This window comes from Thioalkalivibrio versutus (assembly GCF_001999325.1).
GTDB lineage: Bacteria > Pseudomonadota > Gammaproteobacteria > Ectothiorhodospirales > Ectothiorhodospiraceae > Thioalkalivibrio > Thioalkalivibrio versutus.
Genome location: NZ_MVAR01000031.1, coordinates 57685 through 77465, shown reverse-complemented (window position 1 = coordinate 77465; position 19781 = coordinate 57685). Strand labels below are relative to the sequence as shown.

21 protein-coding genes and 1 pseudogene are annotated in these 19781 nt (G+C 65.1%); 13 read left to right on the top strand and 9 right to left on the bottom strand.

The features are described from left to right. Nucleotides 1-61 precede the first annotated feature (61 nt). The 4 genes from B0684_RS11315 (at nt 62) to B0684_RS11300 (ending at nt 3838) form a co-directional block, all read left to right on the top strand. Nucleotides 62-694, top strand: coding sequence for a hypothetical protein (locus B0684_RS11315; protein WP_018650391.1), 633 nt, complete (start codon nt 62-64; stop codon nt 692-694). A 279-nt stretch (nt 695-973) separates the two neighbouring features. Beyond that, complete coding sequence (locus B0684_RS11310; protein ID WP_018176433.1) at nt 974-2608, top strand: methyl-accepting chemotaxis protein; 1635 nt, start codon at nt 974-976, stop codon at nt 2606-2608. A 353-nt stretch (nt 2609-2961) separates the two neighbouring features. Next, a complete protein-coding gene (locus B0684_RS11305) occupies nt 2962-3396 on the top strand; it encodes a DsrE family protein (protein WP_018176434.1) in 435 nt (144 codons plus the stop codon). A 172-nt stretch (nt 3397-3568) separates the two neighbouring features. Then, the gene (locus B0684_RS11300) at nt 3569-3838 is read left to right on the top strand and encodes a hypothetical protein (protein ID WP_018176435.1); all 270 of its coding nucleotides are present in this window, start codon (nt 3569-3571) and stop codon (nt 3836-3838) included. Between the two features lie 38 nt (nt 3839-3876). Here B0684_RS11300 and B0684_RS11295 read toward each other — a convergent pair whose 3' ends face one another. Further along, nucleotides 3877-4494, bottom strand: coding sequence for a class I SAM-dependent methyltransferase (locus B0684_RS11295; protein ID WP_018176436.1), 618 nt, complete (start codon nt 4492-4494; stop codon nt 3877-3879). Between the two features lie 109 nt (nt 4495-4603). Here B0684_RS11295 and B0684_RS11290 point away from each other — a divergent pair, with 109 nt between their 5' ends. Further along, nucleotides 4604-4906 carry a DUF3817 domain-containing protein gene (locus tag B0684_RS11290; RefSeq protein WP_018176437.1) on the top strand — a complete coding sequence of 101 codons (303 nt, stop codon included), beginning with the start codon at nt 4604-4606 and terminating at the stop codon, nt 4904-4906. Nucleotides 4907-5104: 198 nt separating this feature from the next. Further along, on the top strand, nt 5105-5452 hold the full coding sequence (locus B0684_RS11285) for an antibiotic biosynthesis monooxygenase family protein (protein WP_018169335.1): 348 nt from the start codon (nt 5105-5107) through the stop codon (nt 5450-5452). 53 nt (nt 5453-5505) lie between these two features. Here B0684_RS11285 and B0684_RS11280 read toward each other — a convergent pair whose 3' ends face one another. Next, a complete protein-coding gene (locus B0684_RS11280) occupies nt 5506-6999 on the bottom strand; it encodes a plastocyanin/azurin family copper-binding protein (protein ID WP_018176438.1) in 1494 nt (497 codons plus the stop codon). 225 nt (nt 7000-7224) lie between these two features. Here B0684_RS11280 and mscL point away from each other — a divergent pair, with 225 nt between their 5' ends. The 3 genes from mscL (at nt 7225) to B0684_RS11265 (ending at nt 9435) form a co-directional block, all read left to right on the top strand. Beyond that, entirely contained in the window at nt 7225-7635 is a 411-nt protein-coding gene (gene mscL, locus B0684_RS11275) for a large-conductance mechanosensitive channel protein MscL (protein WP_018169333.1), read from the top strand. Between the two features lie 67 nt (nt 7636-7702). Next, nucleotides 7703-8671, top strand: coding sequence for a daunorubicin resistance protein DrrA family ABC transporter ATP-binding protein (locus tag B0684_RS11270; protein ID WP_018169332.1), 969 nt, complete (start codon nt 7703-7705; stop codon nt 8669-8671). Beyond that, entirely contained in the window at nt 8668-9435 is a 768-nt protein-coding gene (locus B0684_RS11265; RefSeq protein WP_018146186.1) for an ABC transporter permease, read from the top strand. The genes B0684_RS11270 and B0684_RS11265 overlap by 4 nt, the downstream gene beginning before the upstream one ends. A gap of 16 nt (nt 9436-9451) precedes the next feature. Here the strand turns inward: B0684_RS11265 and B0684_RS11260 are convergent. From B0684_RS11260 to B0684_RS11240, 5 genes and pseudogenes are all read right to left on the bottom strand, one after another. Further along, a pseudogene (locus B0684_RS11260) lies at nt 9452-10492 on the bottom strand (GGDEF domain-containing protein). Between the two features lie 380 nt (nt 10493-10872). Next, nucleotides 10873-11373, bottom strand: a complete 501-nt coding sequence (locus B0684_RS11255) for a DsrE family protein (protein WP_026304795.1) — start codon at nt 11371-11373, stop codon at nt 10873-10875. Between the two features lie 70 nt (nt 11374-11443). After that, entirely contained in the window at nt 11444-11935 is a 492-nt protein-coding gene (locus tag B0684_RS11250) for a DsrE family protein (protein ID WP_018176442.1), read from the bottom strand. Nucleotides 11936-11969: 34 nt separating this feature from the next. Then, entirely contained in the window at nt 11970-12581 is a 612-nt protein-coding gene (locus tag B0684_RS11245; RefSeq protein WP_018176443.1) for a TetR/AcrR family transcriptional regulator, read from the bottom strand. 236 nt (nt 12582-12817) lie between these two features. Next, complete coding sequence (locus B0684_RS11240) at nt 12818-14134, bottom strand: MBL fold metallo-hydrolase (protein ID WP_018167868.1); 1317 nt, start codon at nt 14132-14134, stop codon at nt 12818-12820. A 137-nt stretch (nt 14135-14271) separates the two neighbouring features. Between B0684_RS11240 and B0684_RS11235 the strand changes: the two genes are divergently transcribed. From B0684_RS11235 to B0684_RS11225, 3 genes are all read left to right on the top strand, one after another. Further along, complete coding sequence (locus B0684_RS11235; protein WP_018146192.1) at nt 14272-14505, top strand: hypothetical protein; 234 nt, start codon at nt 14272-14274, stop codon at nt 14503-14505. A gap of 111 nt (nt 14506-14616) precedes the next feature. Next, nucleotides 14617-16131 (top strand): GGDEF domain-containing protein, encoded by a 1515-nt coding sequence (locus B0684_RS11230; RefSeq protein WP_018167869.1) that lies wholly within the window; start codon nt 14617-14619, stop codon nt 16129-16131. Between the two features lie 108 nt (nt 16132-16239). Next, a complete protein-coding gene (locus B0684_RS11225; RefSeq protein ID WP_018167870.1) occupies nt 16240-17544 on the top strand; it encodes a TlpA family protein disulfide reductase in 1305 nt (434 codons plus the stop codon). A 35-nt stretch (nt 17545-17579) separates the two neighbouring features. On the opposite strand, the gene B0684_RS11220 is transcribed toward B0684_RS11225, so the two are convergent. Further along, nucleotides 17580-18170 (bottom strand): Sbal_3080 family lipoprotein, encoded by a 591-nt coding sequence (locus B0684_RS11220; RefSeq protein WP_018167871.1) that lies wholly within the window; start codon nt 18168-18170, stop codon nt 17580-17582. A gap of 273 nt (nt 18171-18443) precedes the next feature. On the opposite strand from B0684_RS11220, the gene B0684_RS11215 reads away from it, so the two are divergent. Next, nucleotides 18444-19118 carry a rhodanese-like domain-containing protein gene (locus B0684_RS11215; RefSeq protein ID WP_026304796.1) on the top strand — a complete coding sequence of 225 codons (675 nt, stop codon included), beginning with the start codon at nt 18444-18446 and terminating at the stop codon, nt 19116-19118. 113 nt (nt 19119-19231) lie between these two features. Here B0684_RS11215 and pgaD read toward each other — a convergent pair whose 3' ends face one another. Beyond that, entirely contained in the window at nt 19232-19747 is a 516-nt protein-coding gene (gene pgaD / locus B0684_RS11210; RefSeq protein WP_018167873.1) for a poly-beta-1,6-N-acetyl-D-glucosamine biosynthesis protein PgaD, read from the bottom strand. Nucleotides 19748-19781: the final 34 nt, after the last annotated feature.

Here is a 19781-nt window from a genome sequence, read left to right as displayed (position 1 = left end):
CTCTCCCGCGACCTGACGGGGCCGGTTTTCGGGCACTATCGTGTGGCCGTATGCGAACGACATGGAGACGGCCGTGAACGACGAGACAACCGGCGGGACCGAGGGCGCACTCCCCCTGCAGCGGCTGGCGGGATGGGGGCTGCGCGGTATCGCGGTCCTGACGGGCCTGGTCGGGCTACTGACATCGGTGACGCTCTGGACGCTGGCACAGGAAACGCCGCAGGTGCCCTGGCCGGTCGCATCCCTGGTGTTGCTGCAGGCCCTCTTTGCCGTTGCGGTGCTGGCCTGGGTCGTGCTCCTGTGGCGAAGGGCCCGCGCACTGGGCGCGCTGGAGACGCGGGACTATCCCGCCATCACCTGCGTTGTCGTCTGCACACGGCTGGTCGGCGAGCTGCTGGCGATTGCCTTCGTGCTGCTCGCGCTGGCGTTGTCGGTCATCTCCCTGACGGCGGTGGAGCCCTTTGCGGGCACCGCGGTGGCCGCGTTCGGCCTTGAAGCCGAGCTGGTGGAACCGGCGAGCTGGGGACTGGCCCTCCTGACGGCGATCCTCTGGCCCCTCGCCGGGTTGTTCGCGGGTGGTTTGGTCCTGTTCGCGGCCTACCTGTTCGCCGATGCCATGACGGCCATGCTGGAGTATGTGCGCGACGTGCGGCGCATCCGCGAGACCCTGTCGTCCGGACCGTCCGCGAGATGAAGTAGAACGCGAGACCTTCGCGACCTTCGGGTTCAAACCTTCGGGGTCAAACCTTGCCTTTTGCTTGGTCAGCCGACCCCGCAGAAAACGCCGCTGAACCCCCGACAAGTACGCCGCCAACCGCGCAGGCCCGACACCTGTTCGAACCGGCTGGGAGTGGACTGCTAGCGGACGTCGCCACGGGTGACCCACCTCAAGGTTTGGCCGGCCAGGCCGTTTACAGTGGTCAAGGCCCGAGGTTGCGGGCTGCTCCCAATACTGGCCACACAAGGACCGCCCATGAATTTCCGCTCGCTCTCTGTTCGATCCAAGCTGGTCATCACCATCGTGGTACCCGTGGCCGCGCTCCTGCTGTTGGCGGCCCTGGCCGCACGCGGCACAGCCAACATCGAAGAGGGCGTGCAGAACATCTATCACGACCGCGTCGTGCCCCTGCAGCAGCTGAAGACCATCGCCGACAACTATGCGGTGCTGGTCATCGACGCGGTCAACAAGGCGGACGCCGGACGGATGACGGCGGAAGAGGCTCTCGCCGACGTCCGTGAGGCACGAGAGGAGATCGCCGAGATCTGGGACGCCTACCTGGCCACGACCCTGACGCCCCGTGAGCAGGAACTGGCTGATGGTGCCCGCGGGTTGTTCCGCGCAGCCAACGCCCACCTGGACCGCCTGGAGGAGGCTCTTGGCGGGATGTCCGGTGATGTCCAGGGCGAGCTCGACGCCTTCAACGGTCCCCTGTACGACACCATCGATCCGATCAGCGACCAGATCACCCAGCTGGTCGACCTGCAGATCGATGTTGCCGGGACCGAGGCCGAGCGGGTATCGGCGTTCTACACCCAGGTTCTGGTGCGCAGCGGCGCGCTGATGCTGGTGGTCTTGATCATCGTCGTGGTCACCGGGGTGTGGACGTATCGCTCGGTGGCACTCCCGATCTCGCGGATGCGCGCGACACTCACGGAGATCGCCGAGCACCATGACCTCTCGCGCCGGGTCGACGTTCGCTCCGACGACGAGATCGGCGCCACTGCAGGCGCCCTGAACAGCATGCTCGACCAATTCCAGGACTCGATCCGCGAGTTGCGCACCCTGACGGATCAGATGGCCTCTGCCGCGGAACAGCTGTCCGCCGTCAGTACCCAGACCAACGGGAACATCGACCAGCAGCGCTCGCAGACCGAACAGGTCTCGACGGCGATGAACGAGATGGCCGCGACGGTGCAGGAGGTCGCGCGCAACGCCTCCGATGCCGCGTCCTCCAGCCAGGAAGCCGATCAGGAGTCCCGCGCGGGTGGCGAAGTGGTGCGCACGGTGGTCAGCGACATCGGACGCCTGTCGGGCGAGGTCGCGACCATCGAGGAATCCGTGCGCAACCTGGACGAGAAGGGGCAGCAGATTGGCTCGGTGCTCGACGTCATTCGCGGCATTGCCGAGCAGACCAACCTCCTGGCCCTGAATGCGGCCATCGAGGCCGCCCGCGCCGGCGAACAGGGACGCGGCTTCGCCGTGGTCGCCGACGAGGTGCGTACCCTCGCCTCGCGCACGCAGGACTCCACGGCGGATATCCAGGCGATGATCGAGTCGCTCCAGGCGGGTACCCGCAACGCCGTCACCGCGATGGGCCGCGGCCGCGAAATGGCCGAGGCCACCAGCAACGACGCCGAACGCGCCGGCCAGGCGCTGGAATCCATCGTCCAGGCAGTCGGTCGGATCAGCGACATGACCACGCAGATCGCCAGCGCGGCCGAAGAACAGAACGCGGTGGCCGAGGAGATCAACCGGAACATCTACGCCATCAATGACATCACCGGCGATACCGCCAACGGGGCCCGCCAGACGGCGACCGCCAGCCAGGAGGTCGCGGACATCGCCTCGCGTGTACGCGACCTGGCCTCCGCCTACCGCATTGGCTGACCCCCACTCCTACAGAGCACCGCGAGCTCGGCTTCGGCTTCGGCTCCGGCTTGCCAGGCGGGCGGCCACCGCTTTGCACGAAAGCATCCGAAGAAACGGATCCGTCAGGAGAAGCCACGCGCTCCGAACTTGCGATGCAAAAAATGGAGGCTCGTCAAGGGCCACCGGGAACTCGAGACCCCGGCCGCACTCCGAGCCTCAGTACCTCAGGTTGTTCGCGATGCTTCCACCTGCCGAAGGTGGATGAATTTCGGGGAGCCCGATAAACACGATCTAGACGCATTCTTTTGCATTTATGATCAGCATACGCTTATCTTCTGACGTTCCATTTTTCGAACCAATCAGGAGACTCCATGCGAGCCATCAAGACTCTAGCGGCTTCCGCCCTTCTCGCCCTCGCCGGTGCCGGCACAGTTGCGCAGGCGGATGAGCCCTCCAAGCTGTTCGTCAGCGTCACCTCGGCCGACGACCACACCCAGTTCATGTCCATGGTGTTGGCCAACCAGAGCATGCGTCAGGGTCAGGAGATCCGCGTCCTGCTGTGCGGCCCCGCCGCTACGATGGCGACCGAAGATTTTGAGGGCGCCACCATGCAGCCGGCCGACCGGAACGCGCAGCAGCTGATGATGAACCTGCTCAACAACGGCGCCACCGTTGAGACCTGCGCCATCTTCCTGCCGAACACGGACTACACCGAGGCCGACCTGCTTGACGGCATCACCCCGGCCGACCCGGAAGAAGTCGGTGCCTATATGGCCGATCCGAACGTGCGCTTCTTCTCGAACTGATCGCCCGCTTTCGATGCTGACGGGGCCCTCTTCGGAGGGCCTTTTCCGTTTGGACGGCCGGATTCCATCGCAGGCGCGCCCGGGTACACTGTTTGTTGTCTGGCGGAGCCCAGGCTCCGAGCCCGTCACGCATGGGACCGGGCCGTTCCAAACGAACCCCAGGGGGCCACTTATGAGGCTTTGGTCGAAGTGGAAGAAAGGCGGGGCACTGCTGGCCGATGTCCTGCAACGCCAAGGGATCGACCCGAAGGCGGCCGCGGCACAGGAGAGCTTCAAGACGATCCTGGACGCTGCGGAGGCGGGGGCGGATGAGCGCCTCAAGCGCGAGGCGCAGGACAACGCCCTGTCGAGGGACGAACGCAACACCCGCTGGGAGGCACTGTTTTTCGAGGAGATCCGCTCCCGGGCCAAGGCCCATGCCGCGGAGGTCAAACGCCGCTGATCGCCGCGGCGGCACCGCTGAACGTGGTGCGGTCGGGATCAGTCGTTCTTGCGGAACACGCACCAGTTGAACGGCTGCTCGGTCTCGCCCGGGGTCACGTGGACCTCGCGTTGCGACTTCACCAGCGCGAAACCCGGACCGAACGCGTCCTGCAGGGTCTCCGGGGAATGCCGCTGCACCGGCAGGCCGGAACATTTTTCCGGGCCATCCAGCGCAAAGGTCCCGATTACGATATCCCCCCCTGGGCGAAGGGCATGCTGCACCTGCTGCACGTATCGGGCCCGTTGATCCGCGGCGATCAGGAAGTGAAACACCGCGCGGTCATGCCAGACATCAAGCGCTGCCTCCGGGAATGCGTGTTCCAGTACGTCCGCTTCCTGCCATGCGACCGCTGCGGCGCGCTCCCCGACCCGCTCGCGCGCCTTCTCGAGCGCCGCCCCGGACAGATCGAGCACCGTCAGGTTGCGATAGCCCTCAGCCAGCAGTTCGTCCACCAGGACCGAGGCACCGCCACCGATATCGACAATCGCGGCATCGGGGGCCGACGCCACCGCCCGAATCAGGGCCCGCGACGTCCGCGCCTCCGCCTGATACCACCCCACGGCATCGGTGGCGCGGGTCTGGTAGACGTCTTCCCAGTGCGGCTTGGTGCTCATGCGGGTTCCTGGTTACCGGAGCAAAGGCTTCTCGTACCGGAAGGTTATCAGGCGTTCGGGCCCCGTGTGCTACCCTCCGCGCCGATTCCCATGCCGCCGGGCCAGCCCTATGAAATTCTTCCGCCTGATCAGCATTGTCGAGGGCATTTCCCTCGTCACCCTGCTCTTTGTCGCCATGCCGCTACGCACCTACGCGGATATGCCACTGGCGGTGACCTACGTGGGCTGGGTGCACGGCATCCTGTTCATCGTCTATGGCGCGACGTCGTTGATCGCCAGCCACCTGAGCGGGTGGCCAGTCTGGAAATGGCTGCTGGTCCTGTTCCTTGGGGTGGTGCCCTTCGGCTTTCTCTACGTCGACCACCTGATCCGGCGCGAAATCCCCAACGCAAGCGCGGCCAGGACGGCCTGACGCTCACTCATCACGGGCCACCACCCAACCGGCTGCTGCCCCCGCTCGTCATCCCGGCCGGAGCGAAGCGCAGAGCCGGGATGACAGCCCCAGGTGTGCCTCGATGAATCGGACTGGCCACTCGTCCCTTGAATGCCTTCCCCAACACCGACGTTCGCGTGGTCTAATCGGCCCTTCATCCCCATACCAAAGCCCACCATGATCGCCGTAATCTTCGAAGTGGAACCACACGCCGAACGCAAACAGGACTACCTGGATGCGGCCGCGAGTCTGCGCGAACACCTGAAAGACGTCGACGGATTCCTCTCCATCGAGCGTTTCGAGAGCCTGAGCCAGCCGGGCAAGGTGCTGTCACTGTCTTTCTGGCGGGATGAAGCCGCCGTTCGGGAATGGCGCAACCTCGAGGAACACCGCCAGGTGCAGGCGGCCGGCCGCGGCGGCATCTTCGCCGACTACCGCCTGCGCGTGGCCGAGGTGGTCCGCGACTACGGGATGCACGAGCGCGCCCAGGCGCCTGAAGACTCGCGCACCGCCCACGGATCCTGAAACCCGCCGGCGCGCCAATCCTGGACGACTACAGGCGGTCGGGCAGGCAACTCTCAGTCGGGGTCACGTACGACGATGCGCCCCTGCATGTAGGGATGCGGGGCACAGATGTAGTCGTAGGTACCCGGCTCCGTCAGCGTGACGCTGTCGCTTTCGGCATGCTCCAGCATCGCCGTTGAAAACGACTGTGGCCCCCGCATGGCGACGGCGTTGTGAGCGCCCGAGGTCTCCCCGAGCCCATAGGTGAAGACATCCTCGTTGACCCAGGTGACTTTCGTGCCGGGGGCCACCTCAACGCTCTTCGGATAGAAGGAATTGCCTTTCATCTCGATCACGACCTCGTCCACATCCGCTCCGAAGCGAACCGGACGGTCGGCCCGCGCGGGAATCGGATTGGCCTCGACTTCGGGAATCCCGAACGGTGAAAGTATGCGGCGGGCTTCGCTGATCCGTTCCACACGTTCCTCCGACTCGTAAACGGGCCCCTCGGCCAGAATCGCGGCTGGTGTATCCGCATCCGCTCGGGCATCCAGCAGCCCAATGGCACCCCGACTGGTGGCCCCGACGCCATGATCCAGCATGGTGTAGACCCCTTCCTCCGGCGGTATACGGAACTCGATCACCCAGGAATCCGACGGCCCCGTGGTCACCGTCTGCCCACCGGGCCACAGTGCCTCGGGATGCCCCTGCCAGTACACGTAATCCCAGACGATGCCGACGATATGGAAGGTCGACAGCAGATTGGGGCCCACGTTGAGGAAGTACATGCGTACGTAGTCCCCCGGACGGACGGGGATCGGGTTCTCCACGTAGCGAAACAGCTGGCCGTTGAACGCGGTGTAACTGGCATCCCCTTCCACCGCCTCTTTGCCGCTGGCATACAGCTCGTGCTGCAACATATAGAGCTTCAGGTCCGGCTCCTGCCCCAGGTCGGCTTCCAGCTTGTAGGGTTCGTCGCGCGGCTCGACAACGATCATGCCGTACTGCCCGAACATCACGTGCATGGGGATCGCATGACCACCCGGGGCACAGTGATACATAAAGACCCCCGGTGTGGTCGCGCGGAAGGTGATCGACTTGGTCTGCCCGGGAAGGATGTGCCCGACATGCTTCGAGGTCTGCGTGTAGGCCGCGTGGATCGAGGCGCCGTGCATCACATCCCCGCTGTTGCTGATCTCCATACGCACGATGTTGCCCTCGGTCACCCGCAAGGTTGGCCCGGGCAGTTTTCCGTCGATCAGGAAGCCGTCGTAGACCACGCCCTGCCCGATCGGCACCTGCCCCTCGTCCAGGTCGATCCGGAATACATGATCCGGTTCGGCGTCCTGGGAGACGTACCCGGTCGGCCGGGTCTCGAGCCCCTCGTCACGCTCGATGATCTCGATAAAGTCGCTGTTACCAAACAGCTCGCTGAAATCCGGCCCCATCGACGCCTGGGCCACTGAGGCGAAATACCACAACAGGACCACCGCGAGCCCGGCCGCGAAATGGGCACCCAGTGGATTACGTCCGATGGCCGAAGGATATGCCGATTCTGGTCGTTTCATTGCCCCCTCCTCTGGAGCGGATCCACAACGCTCCGCTATAACCTTTATAGACCATGCATCTATTCACAGCATCGCGCCGAAAAATCACGCGCGTCGAGTGCAACGCCGCGGCACTCGCACTGACGTATCCCCCGTGCAAACTTGGGTCTCCCCCTCCACCCTTCCACAGCAACAGCCCCGGCTGTGGCCTATAGATCTAGCAACGTCATCGACTGGAGAGGGGCCATGGGCATCGTGAACGAGTTCAAGCAGTTTGTGGCGCGCGGCAACGTGGTCGACATGGCCGTGGGGGTCATCATCGGGCTGGCGTTCGGCCAGATCGTGTCATCACTGGTATCCGATGTAGTGATGCCACCCATCGGCCTGCTGATCGGCGGGGTCGACTTTGGAGAACTCGCGATCGTGCTGCGCGAGGCGGAGAACGGCGTGGCGGCGGTCACGATCAATTACGGACTGTTCATCAAGCGCGTGGTGGACTTCCTGATTATCGCCGTGGTGGTATTCGCCGCCATCAAGGGGATCGCCCGCCTGCAGCGCAAGGAAGAGGCCAAAGCGGAGGAACCCGCGGCGCCCAGCAACGAAGAGAAACTGTTGACGGAGATCCGCGACCTGTTGAAGGTGCGGCAAGGTGACTGAGGGACACGCTGAGGAACCGGTACGGCCAGACGGCGTCTCAGCAAGGGCATCGAACAGGGAGACGAGTTTGGACAACGCCATCGAAGTGGAAGGCCTGGTGCGCGACTTTGGCGGTACGCGGGCCGTGGACGGCGTGGATCTGCGGGTGCCGGCCGGCCACGTGCTGGGCCTGCTGGGGCCCAACGGCGCCGGCAAGACAACCGTAGTGCGTATGCTCGCCACTCTGCTGACGCCCACCGCCGGGGTCGCCCGTGTAGGCGGCTTCGATGTGGCTCGCGACGGCGCTCGGGTGCGCGAGATCATCGGCCTGACCGGCCAGTACGCCTCGGTGGACGAGAAGCTGACCGGACGGGAGAACCTGATCCTGATCGGCCGCCTGCTGGGCCTGAAACGCCGTGACGCCAGGGCCCGCGCTGACGAGTTGTTGCAGGATTTCGACCTGCGCGAGGCCGGTCAGCGCCCGGCCCAGACCTACTCCGGCGGGATGCGGCGCCGGCTGGATCTGGCCGCCAGCCTGGTCGGGCGCCCGCGCATCCTGTTCCTCGACGAGCCCTCCACTGGCCTCGACCCGCGGGCCCGCCGCGACCTGTGGGAGCGTGTCCGCCAACTGCAGACTGACGGCACAACCGTGCTGCTGACCACCCAGTACCTGGAGGAAGCCGACGCCTTGGCCGATGCCATCGTAGTACTGGACCACGGACGCGTGATCGCCGAAGGCACCGCCGCACAGCTGAAGGCCCGGGTCGGCGGACGCTCGCTGTTCCTGATGGTGGCCCGCGCGGAACAGGCCGCGGCGGCCGGCGAGCGGGTCGCCGCGATGGTGGGCACCCCGCCCCGTGTGGAGGGCGAAACGATCAGCGTACCGGTGTCGGACCCGGCCCTGCTGCCCGCGTTGCTGCGAGAGCTGGACGCCGCCGGCATCGAGGTCGCGGAGCTGGGGCTGCGCGGCGCCAGTCTGGATGATGTGTTCCTGTCCCTGACCGGGCGCAGCGGGGCCTGCCGCGAAGAGTCGGGCAACGCGGAGGACACGCCATGAAGGCCCTCGATCAGACCCTGGCGCTCGCCTGGCGCAGCCTGGTGCAGGTGCGGCGCAACCCCTGGGAGCTGGGCGACTACAGCATCCAGCCGATCCTGTTTCTGGTGCTGTTCCTGTTCGTATTCGGCGGGGCAATTGCCGGCTCGCCAGAGAACTACCTGGCGTTCGTGCTGCCAGGCGTGATCGTAATGAACATGCTGTTCGTCACCGTGTACGTGGGCCACGGCCTGAACACCGACCTGACCCGCGGCGTGTTCGACCGCTTTCGCGCCCTGCCCATCCCGCGCTGGGCGCCGCTGGCCGGGCGCATCCTGGCGGACGTGGTCAAGCAGCTGCTGTGCATTGCCCTGTTGCTGGTCGTCGGATTCCTGCTGGGCTTTCGGCTCGAGACTTCGTGGGCGCATCTACTGGCGATGGTGGCGCTGGTGCTGACCTTTGCCGTGGCCTTTTCCTGGGTGATGGTGCTGGTCGGCGTCATCGCACGCGACCCGGAACACGTGCAGCTGTTCGGCTTTACCGCGCTGTTCCCGGTCACCTTCGTGAGCTCGGCCTTCGTGCCGGTGGATACGATGCCACCGTGGCTGCAGGGCTTCGTGCAGGCCAACCCGGTGTCGCTGCTGGCCGACGCGGCGCGCGCACTGATGAATGCCGATGGTCCGGCCCTTGAGCCGGCACTTTGGTCGCTGGCCTGGGCACTGGGCATCGTGCTGGTGTTCGCGCCGCTGTCGGTCTACGCACTCAACCGCCGCCTAGCGCGCGGTTAGCGGCCGACAAGCGCGGTCAGAACAGTTCGATTTCCCCGGTCCTGATCGTGGGCGTCTGAATCGCGCCTTCGGCAACCAGGCGGTCGAACAAACAGACCTGGTTCTTGCCGTTTGCCTTGGCGTAGTACAGGGCCTGATCGGCTTCGTCCAGCACCACGCTGGCGGTCTTGTAGGGGCGCAACTGGGTCACGCCGATACTGGTCGTAACCCGGCCGACCCGCGGCAATGTGCAGGCGGCGACCGCGTGTTTCAGGCGTTCGAAGGCTGCGGCCGCCCTGTCGGCACCGGCAACCTCGGCCAGCACCACGAACTCCTCGCCGCCAAAGCGATAGACCAAGTCATTGTCGCGGAAACTCTGTTGCAGCAGCCGCGCGAGAAGAATCAACACCTCGTCGCCGTAGACGTGGCCGAAGCCGTCATTGACCTTCTTGAAGTCGTCGATGTCGATCACGCCCAGCCAGATCTGAGTCTCCTCGGGATCGGCCTCCTAGCGGCGGTCCTCCGCCAGGCCCGGCCGGTGGACGCTGCGCTCCAGTGTCGCAAGGTCGCGAAAATTGTCGTCGAAGGTCTTGCGGTTCAGCAGGCCGGTGAGCTCATCGGTCTGGGCGTCATCAATCAGCTTGACGAAGTTGCGATACACCGAAAGGAAACTCTTGACCAGGCGTGCATCCAGTGACGCGTCAGCGCCATCGCCATCGAATGAAAACACCAGGCAGATACTGAACTCGTTGAGCCCGGACATCGGAAAGACCGAGACCCGGCGGCCGGACACGTCGGCCTCCGAAACCGGCTGACCGGTCGCCAACGCCTGCTCCAGCAACCCGGCGGGCACAGGCTGATCCTCGGGATCGAACGGCACCGTCATCACGGCATCGTGCTTGCGATCAAAGGTATGCAGGCTCCGGGGCTGGCCTTCTGCATCAAGCTGAATCGCCCAGATGAGGGCACTCTCGTAGATGTCGTCCAGCGTCTTGAGCAGGCTGTACTCCAGACGCCGGGCATTGCGGATCCCCGTCAGGTGGGCCAGTCCGTCAAGCAGATCACGACTGCTGGGCATTGCGTTGATCCCGTGGATTCGGTGAGGGCCGTGGGCGCCCCGGTTCGATCGTCCGGGGCGCCCACGGTGCGAAATCACTTCGCGCCAATGCCGTTTGGCAGCACGCGAGGCTGGGACACCGCCCCGCCCGCAAGGTTTCCCGCCGGAGCAACTCCCGAATCTCGCGCAGCATGGTATTCGAAAAGCACGGGGCCGAGTGGAGGGCGTCACTCGAGGCCGATAGAGGAGGGACCGATGATCAGGGAGACCGGGTCACGGATGCCCCGTGCGCCCGACGCCCCCCGGACAGGTTCGCAGCGGTTTTCCACTCCGCTGCCGGCAAAAAAGTCGTCGCCTCCCTGCGACGACAAGAACGGGCCCGTGTGAGGGCCGACGGGAACTCAGTAGACGGGGACCAGTGCGTAGCCCTGGTTCTGGTAGCCCATGACGGCGATGAACCCACTGCGGACCGGCTGGATCGCGTCCAGCACCTTGTCGTTGTCCACCCCGTAGGCGCGGGTCGCGGCGGCGCAGACCTCCATCTTCACGCCCAGCTCATCGAGGCGGTCGACAGCCTTCGCGATCTCTTCCAGGGTGTCGCCGTGGTCGATAGCGATCTCCGGCTCGGGATCCGTGGTGATGAACTTGACGGCCTCGGCGATGAAGACCATGCGCAGATCGGGCTCCACACCCTCCTTGATCAGGTTCTCGTGGTTGGTGGCGATGCCACGCAAATAGGCGAGCATCACGTTCGGGTCGGACTTGCGCATGTCGTAGACCGCTCGCATGGTCTCGATGCCCTGGGTCGCCTCGCGGTTGTCCAGGCCCTCGGCGGCGGCCGTCGAACCCAGCCCGAGCGGCAGCAGCAGGGCCACAAGCAGGATCACTATTCGGTTTCGCATGGATACTCCTCCTTTCGTGGTTTAGGTCCGGGTGTCTCGTCCCCGGACTCGGAGCCTGAATCACTCGGACTCAGTAGATGGGGATGACCGCGTAGCCCTGCGCCTGATAGCCGGTCAGGGAGACGAAGGTGTTGCGCACCGGTTCGATGCCGGGCAGCAGCTCGCCAGCGTCCACGCCGAACAGCCGCGTGGCCACGGAGCAGGATTCCATGCGCACGCCCTTCTCCCGCAAGGCGGCAATGTGCTCCTCGATCGCGTCCAGGTGATCGAACTCGGTCAGTTCGAAGCGCTCGCGGTCCTCGCTGATCATGGTCACGGCCTGGCCACGAAAGGCAAGGATCATGTCCGGCTCCACGCCTTGGTCGGTCAGGTCTTCATGCGTCTCGCGAATCACCATCAGGTACAGCGCCAGCATCTCCGGGTCCGTGTTGTTCAGGTCGAAGACGACACGACCCTGCTCGACGCCCTCCAGGGCGCGAGCGTCGGTTGGGGCATCGGCCTGGACACCCAGGGCGGTCAGGGAAAGGGCCAGCAGCAGGAACACGGAAGCAACGATCTTCATCAGGGGAATCTCCTTCGATGATTGAAAGCGGGGGTCACGGTCGATCCGCCGGAGTCATGGCGATGGCCCGCCAGGCAGCCTCCTGCGTCTCGGCCAGGTAGTGCGCCAGCGGTTGCTCCAGGACACCGTCGAGGTGCAGGTGCAGCAGGCGGATCGCGCCGCCGAACGCGGCGGTAGCGGCTACCGGAACCTCCATCGGTCGTACCTCGCCACGCTCGATGCCCTGCTCGATGCACTCGCGCATGCGCTGGAACGGCTGCGAGGAACACACCGGCGGCTCGTCCGGAAGGAACTCGCGGTGGCGCGCCTCCAGCACGAAGCGCAGGGTCTGAGGGGCCTCGATCGCGGCCTGGAACAGGAACGCGATGATCCCGTCACAGCGCGCACGGCAGTCACTCTCGCGCCCCATCACCTCGGCCAGGCCGGCGTCCATGCGTTGCAGCAGGTCGTCGTACAGCGCCTTGGCCAGCGCCTCCTTGTTGCCGAAGTGGTGATAGATCGAGCCGATGGAGACCCCGGCCTGGCGACGGATGTCATGGATGGAGGTATTGAAATAGCCATCACGACTGAACCGCTCCAGGGCAGTATCCAGCACGAGCTTGCGCAGCGCGGCACCGCGCACTGATTGCTTCGGGTTTTCCGTCATCACCACAACCGAACCGAACGTTCGTTCTAATTTAGCGCGAATATCTGGTGAATGCCATATGCAAGCCGATATGGGGTGAGAAAAAGGCTTTGCGAGCTTGTCGACCGAGCCCAATGCCGCCGGTCCCGCCCAGGGATATACCACCGGACCCTGAGTCGACCCTGGGTCCGGTGGTTTCGGATGGAGATTGCTTCGCTGCGATCGCAATGACCGGGTCACCGCACCCGGATTCTGGTTCAGAAGTCCTCGAACTCCATGGTGCGGAAAACGCGGCCGGCGTTTTGACGGTGCAGCTCGCCGTAGGTGTCCAGGTGGCGGTAGGCGGACTGGTCGATGTTGTAGGCATCGTTCAGCGTGCCGCCCTCGTCGAGGATGCGCTGGACCTCCTCGCGCAGATGCACGAGGTAGTCGTGGGTGTAGAGGCGCAGCACGTCGAAGTCATTCACCGGCTCGCCGTGACCCGGGATGATGTAGTCGGCATCCAGGGCCTCCAGTTCGTGCCAGGTCTCGATCCAGCCGGCGGTATCGGTGTAATCGAAGATCGGGAGCATGCGCTGGTGAAAGGCCAGGTCGCCGGTAATGAGCGCCTTGCGCGCGGGCGCCCAGATGGCGATATCGCCCGGGGCATGGCCCGGTCCGAGGTAGCGGATCTGGATGGTCTCGCCACCCATGTCCAGGTCGAGGCGGGTGGCGAAGGTCACATCCGGCGTACCCAGCTCGGTCATGAACGCCTTGTCGCGGGTACGATTGGCCGCGCCCTCCAGGCTGGCCTGGCCGTTGGCCTCGATCTCGCGCCAGGCATCCTTGTGCGCGATCACCGTGGCGCCCTGCTCCTGCCAGTAGGTCATGCCGAGCATGGCATGGCCCTGGGCGTTCTCCAGCACCACGTATTTCACTGGCTGGTCGGTGAGCTTCCGGATCTCCTCGTGCAGTGATTTCGCCAGCAGGTAGTTGTCGCCGGCGTTCATCACCACCACGCCGTCCTCGGTAATGATGAACGACAGGTTGTTGTTGTGGCCGGAGTTCTCGTAGGTGGAGGGCTGGGTCGCGCCGATCGCCGACCACACGCCATCGGTCACCTCCTGCGGCCGGTCATAAAGGAACGAGTCGCGCGCCTTGTCGAGCACGTACAGTGGCAGGCCCGCGTCCTGCCACTCGAAGAAGCCGCCGGGGTAGTTCTGCACGTTGGTGTAGCCCATCTGCTGCAGGGTCTGCGCGGCGGCCACGCTGCGCAGGTTCTGGCCGCAATAGACGACGATCGGGGTGTCCTTGTCCGGGATCTCGCCGGGCACCTCGAACTCGATCCAGCCACGCGGGATATTGAGCGTCTCGCTGGACCGGATCTGCCCGCCGGTGTGCTCGATCTCGGTGCGGGTGCGCACGTCGATCACGACATGGTCCGGCTCGCTGGCGATCCACTCCTGCAGGCCCTCCTTGTCGATGTTGGTGATCTCGGCGTTGGCGGCCTCCAGCAGCGTGTCGCCCGTCAGTTCTTCGGCCTGCGCGGTACTACCTACCGCGGCAAGGGCCAGTCCCAGCCAGATCGCTCGCATCGTGATTCTCCTTGTGGCGTCCATCCCTCCACCATAGCCCCCTGTTCCGCCGCCGGCCAGGCCTCCGCTTGAGCCACCCCGTACAGTGTCTATATTCAGGGTAAAGGCACACGGCCCAGCAGCCGAAGGAACCCCCAATGAGCAATCACATGGCGGATGTCACCATCCACATCGACGAAAACACCGACCACGCGGCCCGCGAGCGCATCCAGGACACCCTGCGTGAACTCCCCGGCGTCATGGCCGCCTCCAGTCACGACGAACGGCCCCACCTGATGGTGGTGGAGTACGATCCGGAACGGGTCGACAGCCGCAAGCTGCTGGACACGGTAACCGCGACCGGTGTCCACGCCGAACTGATCGGCCTGTAACGTAACCTGCCGGGCGCCACGGGCTATTTGTAGCCCGTGGCGCCCGGCTGAGCGGCTCAAGAGGCATGCCGAAACGGGACAACCCGCAATCGGTCTGTCACCATATTATCCATGGGGAAATGGGCCAGTATCCAGCACGACGACACGCACTGCGCTGACGGGGGAAACCATCGCGGCGCCCGGGCCGTTCGGCCGGATACCTGGCAGGTTCTTCTGGGCATTGGCCTCCTGCTGACCGCAACCTATGTCGCCCTGCCCTATGGCCTGCTGGCCAGCAGTCTCTACGTGCTGGGCACCACAAGCGCTGCCCTCGCTGTCGGCATCGCCGCACTGCGCCGGCCGAGGCCATTCGCCGCGACCGCCTGGGGCCTGATCGCCACCGTACTGACGCTGGCGGCCATCGGCCACGGCATCTGGTACTGGCTCGATCTGCAGGGCCTGGAACCCTTCCCCTCAGCCGCGGATATCTTCTACCTGTCGGTATACCCGCTGTTCGCCATCGCGCTGTGGCAACTGGGAAGCCAGACCGCACGCGACGACGGCGCGTTTGTGGATGCCCTGATCGTGGGCATTTCGGCCGCGGTGCTCGGGTGGGCCCTGCTGATCGCACCCTACACCTACGACCCCGACCTGACCTGGCTGCAACTGCTGGTATCCACGGGCTATCCGGTCGCGGACCTGATCCTGCTGCCCCTGGTCCTGCGCCTGGTGTTCCTCCACCGAACCGGCATCACGGCCCACAGTTTCCTCCTCCTGGGGATGCTCGCCTATCTGACGGCCGACCTGCTCTACGCCCACGGCAACTCCACCGGCTGGTACACCGCGGGCGGACTGACCGATGCCTTCTGGTTGATTGCCTATTCCCTGATCGTGGCGGCGGCATGGCATCCTTCCGCGAAGACCGAACCGCGCGCACACATCTCGCACGCCGAGCTCTCCGGCCGGCGTCTGCTCGTGCTGGGCGCCGCGTCCGTCCTGGTGCCGATGGTGATCCTGTTCACGGCGGGCAGCGAGATGGAGATCATTCGCGTTGCGGCGATCGCCTCCATCCTGCTGTTCCTGCTGGTGTTGTACCGCATGGCTGGATTGCTGCGCGAGACCCAGCACCAGGCCAAGCGCCTGGAGAACCTCTCGCGTACCGACCCGCTGACCGGGGCCGGCAATCGTCGCCACCTGGAAGAACAGTTAACCCGCGAGATCGCCCGCGCCGAACGCACCCAGGGCCCGCTCAACCTCGCATTCCTGGATATTGACCACTTCAAGCGCTTCAACGATTCCCACGGCCATGCAGCCGGCGATGCCCTGCTGCAGGAAATGGTGGATGCCTGGCGTCCCATCCTGCGGCCCACGGACCTGCTGGCACGTTTTGGCGGCGAGGAATTCGTGGTGGTGTTCCCGCACATTGATGCGCAGCAGGCCCGCCGCGTGCTGGAACGCCTGCGCACCGCGATGCCCAACGGCCAGACCTGCTCGGCCGGGATCGCCAGCTTCCACCCCGGCGACACCATGGACTCGCTGCTGGGACGCGCCGACCAGGCCCTGTACGCCGCGAAGGACGGCGGACGTGACCGCATCATGATCGCCCCCGCCGAACCCATACCCGTTGCAGGCATGCCCGCGTTGTAGGGACCGGAATCCCCGACTGCGAACACAATCCTGACACCCTGCAGGAGATCCGTGGAGCAATATCAAGCTCTCGCGCGTCTATTCCCGAGCCCCTTCACCAAGGTTTCCATGACACACCGTATTCTCGTACGCCTGTTTGCCCTCGCGGCCCTGCTGATGATCCCGTTCGCCGCACTGGCGCAGGAGGCGAACGGCCCGACGGGCGCAGTCGACGCCGCCGCTTCGATCGAGGCCGGCGGGGCCGAGATCCCGGTGGAACGCTATCGCGCCGATGGCGACGCCGTGCTTTTGTGGTTCCCCTCCGAACACGGCCTGCAGGACGGCCATCGACAACAGGCGCTGGCGCTGCAGGCGGCCGGGGTCGAGACCTGGCTGGCCGATCCGTTCACCGGCCACTTCCTGCCCGAGGCGGCATCCAGCTTCGACGACATGCCCACCGCCACGGTGACGGACCTGATCGAGGCAACCCACACCGATACCGGACGACCGGTCTATGCCTTCGGGCATGACCGTGCCCTGCCCTGGCTGCTCACCGGCCTGTACCAGTGGCAACAAGCCCACCCCGAGGCGGACTACCTGGCCGGACTGCTGATGACCAGCCCCTTCCTGCATACCGGCGTGGATACCGATGAGGCCGAACTACAACCCATCGTCCGGCTGACCAATCTGCCGGTGTACATCCTGCAACCGGCCCAGTCGCCCCAGCGCCAGCATCTCGGGCGGATTCGCAGCGGGCTGACCGAGGGCGGCAGTGCAGTGGGGGCGCGCCTGCTTCCCGGGATCCGCGACCGCTTCTTCTTCCGCCCCGATGCGACCGAAGCCGAGCGACTCGCCAGCGAGACCTTCCACCGCGAAATCATCTTCGCCTTGGAACTGCTGACGCGGCTGCCTCATCAACGCACACCCGCCGTGGCCGGACCGGACACGGACCTGGCAGTACGCACCCCAAGCGGCACCGACGCACAGCTCAACGCCCTGGATGAACCCGTGGCGGCCCCGCCGCTGGAGCGGCCCGACCTGGCGGGGGATATCCATCGACTGGAGGACTATCGCGGCGAGGTGGTGCTGATCAATTTCTGGGCCAGCTGGTGCCCGCCCTGCGTGCACGAGATGCCGTCCATGCAACTGCTGGAGGACGAACTGCGCGACGAAGGCTTTCGCATCCTGGCGGTGAACCTGGGCGAGGACGAGGACACCATCCAACGCTTCATCGAGGACGAGGTGCAGACCGAGTTCACCATCCTCCTCGATCCGGAACAGGACTCCCTCGACGACTGGCGCGCGATGGCCTACCCCACCAGCTACGTCGTCGACCGCAAGGGCCGCCTGCGCTACTACCTGTTCGGCGCCATCGAATGGACCGAACCCGGCGTGATCGACCAGATCCGCGACCTGCTGGACGAAGACGCGTAGCGGTCGGGAAAGGGCGCGGCGCCGCGCGGGGCGTGCTAAAGATCCGCCAGGATGGCGCGCAGGCGCTCCTCGTAGGCCGCTTCGGTAATCAGCCCCCGGTCGTGCAAGCGATCCAGCTCTTCCAGTCGCGCCTCGACCGAACGGCCGTCGGAGTCTTCATCGCGTCCCTGATCCGCCTGTTCACCTCCGCGGATCAACTCCACGGCATTCACTTGCGCGAACAGCTCGTCCACGAGCGGCGCCAGCTTCTCTCGGGTCGGCCCGAACTTGTCCATCCGCCCGCTACCGCTGCGGGCATCGTAGGTGGCCTGCCCCGCCAGGCCCTGGGCGTCATAGACGCGAAGATCGGCGTACGAGAGGTACATTGCCAGATCCCACTTCCAGTTCGCGGTGTGTTCCAGGTAATGCGAACACCGTGCAGGGCGGGAACCGGAATAGACGTCCGTGCGGATACCTCGCTGCTCGATCAGTTCGCGCATCTCGGGCTGAAATCCAGCCATGTGGATCTCGGGGTTGTCGAGCACGCAGACCAGGCTGACATCCACCGCATCCAGTGGCTCAATCGACTGGGTGATGGAACATCCGGTGGCCACCAGCGCAATGCCGGCCACCCAAAACGTACGCATTCCTCGCAACACAAACACCTTCCTTCCTCTGGACGCAATCCTGCGCGCACCTGCCCCGCGCAAACGAGCGCGCACCCTACCAGACCTGCACGACTCCCCGAATACCGAGGCGTCCGTACATCATCGGTCACCCCCCGCCTGATGGATCGCGCGCCCCCTCGTGCAGGACCGTGCCGGGTCAGGAAATGCCCACGCGGGCAGGCGTTATTTCGCGCAAGCGCCGCAGTTCGAGACTACGTTCGACGTATGAGAGACGTAGCGGAGACTCCCCCCATGAAAGCACCCTTTAGCGCACGAAAAGTGCGATCGAGCCTGCTCGCAGCGGCGGTCCTGTTCCTGACCGCTCCGGCATTCGCGGAAACGGAGGTCGGCATCACCGCCGACATGGCCGCATTCGACGTGCGCCACGGCAACGAGACCGTGACGGTAGCCCGCGACCAGGACACCTTCGCGACCATCGACCTCGACTACGCACAGATCGCGCGGCCCTGCCCGCCATTCTGCATCCAGCCGATGAGCCTTGGCCGCGGCGTCGAGACCCTGGGCGAACTGGAGTTCATCGACTACCTCCAGCAGACCACGGAGCGCGACGACCTGGTGATCATCGATTCGCGCACCCCGCGCGAATACCGCCGCGGCACCATCCCCGGCGCCGTCAACATCCCCTGGGACCGCCTGCACTTCGCCTCCGGCGCGGACCCGGACGACGTGCGCAACGTGCTGACCGAAGACTTCGGCGCAATCTTCGACGGCGACTTCTACGACTTCAGCCGGGCGAAGACCCTGGTGCTGTTCTGCAACGGCCCCTGGTGCGGCCAGTCACCCACCAACATCCGCACCCTGACCAACCTCGGCTACCCGGCCGAGCGCATCAAGTGGTACCGCGGCGGCATGCAGATGTGGCACGCCTTCGGCCTGACCACGGTCGAGGGCGAGACCAGCGACTAGCCCGCTTGGCGTCCATCTCGTCATTGCGAGCGCTGCGAAGCAATCCGGCGTGTAGGTAACCCCGCGGGCGGCAAGGCCAACCAATAACGGGCGTACAAAGAAACCACCGCCAGTCAGCCGTAGCGGCGCTCCCCATTCGGGTCCGCCGGCGGATCAGAGTCACTGGATTCGTCGGAATCGCCTGCGAGCTCCGATGGAGCTCGCGGAACCATGGTCTGGACATCGACGATCCGTGCGGTCTCATCAAAATGAACCGTCACAATGCGAGCCGTTGCGATAATCTCGGCCTCGTCACGATCGATGCCGAAATGCCGGGCCAACTCCTCGGTCCCGACCGGTTCCGGTGCGCGCCGACGTTCCTTGTTGTGAAAGCGGAACCAGTTGTAACCGGCCCACCCTATGAAGATCGCGCCCGCCGAGACAATCGCGATGGCGTACGTTTGAATTGCCCGCAACGTGCCCATGGGGTCATCCAGGATGTAGCGCTCGAACAACTCCACGCCCAGCGCCCACCCGACCAATGCGATCAGGGGTGTGAACAGGTAGATCCAGATGCCCCATCCAACAAGACTGACCAACTGACTGATATAGCGCTTTCTACTCGGCTCCAGATCCGAGCGGTCGATCATTTTGGGAACACGCGGTCGCAAGTGCTTCATGGGC

Coding starts and splice junctions, on each gene's coding strand:
- B0684_RS11215 (WP_026304796.1), top strand. CDS start 18,444: ATGAAAGCACCCTTTAGCGCACGAAAAGTGCGATCGAGCCTGCTCGCA.
- B0684_RS11265 (WP_018146186.1), top strand. CDS start 8,668: ATGAAGGCCCTCGATCAGACCCTGGCGCTCGCCTGGCGCAGCCTGGTG.
- B0684_RS11290 (WP_018176437.1), top strand. CDS start 4,604: ATGAAATTCTTCCGCCTGATCAGCATTGTCGAGGGCATTTCCCTCGTC.
- B0684_RS11300 (WP_018176435.1), top strand. CDS start 3,569: ATGAGGCTTTGGTCGAAGTGGAAGAAAGGCGGGGCACTGCTGGCCGAT.
- B0684_RS11220 (WP_018167871.1), bottom strand. CDS start 18,170: ATGCGTACGTTTTGGGTGGCCGGCATTGCGCTGGTGGCCACCGGATGT.
- B0684_RS11255 (WP_026304795.1), bottom strand. CDS start 11,373: ATGCGAAACCGAATAGTGATCCTGCTTGTGGCCCTGCTGCTGCCGCTC.
- B0684_RS11230 (WP_018167869.1), top strand. CDS start 14,617: ATGGGGAAATGGGCCAGTATCCAGCACGACGACACGCACTGCGCTGAC.
- B0684_RS11250 (WP_018176442.1), bottom strand. CDS start 11,935: ATGAAGATCGTTGCTTCCGTGTTCCTGCTGCTGGCCCTTTCCCTGACC.
- B0684_RS11305 (WP_018176434.1), top strand. CDS start 2,962: ATGCGAGCCATCAAGACTCTAGCGGCTTCCGCCCTTCTCGCCCTCGCC.
- mscL (WP_018169333.1), top strand. CDS start 7,225: ATGGGCATCGTGAACGAGTTCAAGCAGTTTGTGGCGCGCGGCAACGTG.
- B0684_RS11285 (WP_018169335.1), top strand. CDS start 5,105: ATGATCGCCGTAATCTTCGAAGTGGAACCACACGCCGAACGCAAACAG.
- B0684_RS11235 (WP_018146192.1), top strand. CDS start 14,272: ATGAGCAATCACATGGCGGATGTCACCATCCACATCGACGAAAACACC.
- B0684_RS11245 (WP_018176443.1), bottom strand. CDS start 12,581: ATGACGGAAAACCCGAAGCAATCAGTGCGCGGTGCCGCGCTGCGCAAG.
- B0684_RS11310 (WP_018176433.1), top strand. CDS start 974: ATGAATTTCCGCTCGCTCTCTGTTCGATCCAAGCTGGTCATCACCATC.
- B0684_RS11295 (WP_018176436.1), bottom strand. CDS start 4,494: ATGAGCACCAAGCCGCACTGGGAAGACGTCTACCAGACCCGCGCCACC.
- B0684_RS11240 (WP_018167868.1), bottom strand. CDS start 14,134: ATGCGAGCGATCTGGCTGGGACTGGCCCTTGCCGCGGTAGGTAGTACC.
- B0684_RS11315 (WP_018650391.1), top strand. CDS start 62: ATGGAGACGGCCGTGAACGACGAGACAACCGGCGGGACCGAGGGCGCA.
- B0684_RS11280 (WP_018176438.1), bottom strand. CDS start 6,999: ATGAAACGACCAGAATCGGCATATCCTTCGGCCATCGGACGTAATCCA.
- pgaD (WP_018167873.1), bottom strand. CDS start 19,747: ATGATCGACCGCTCGGATCTGGAGCCGAGTAGAAAGCGCTATATCAGT.
- B0684_RS11225 (WP_018167870.1), top strand. CDS start 16,240: ATGACACACCGTATTCTCGTACGCCTGTTTGCCCTCGCGGCCCTGCTG.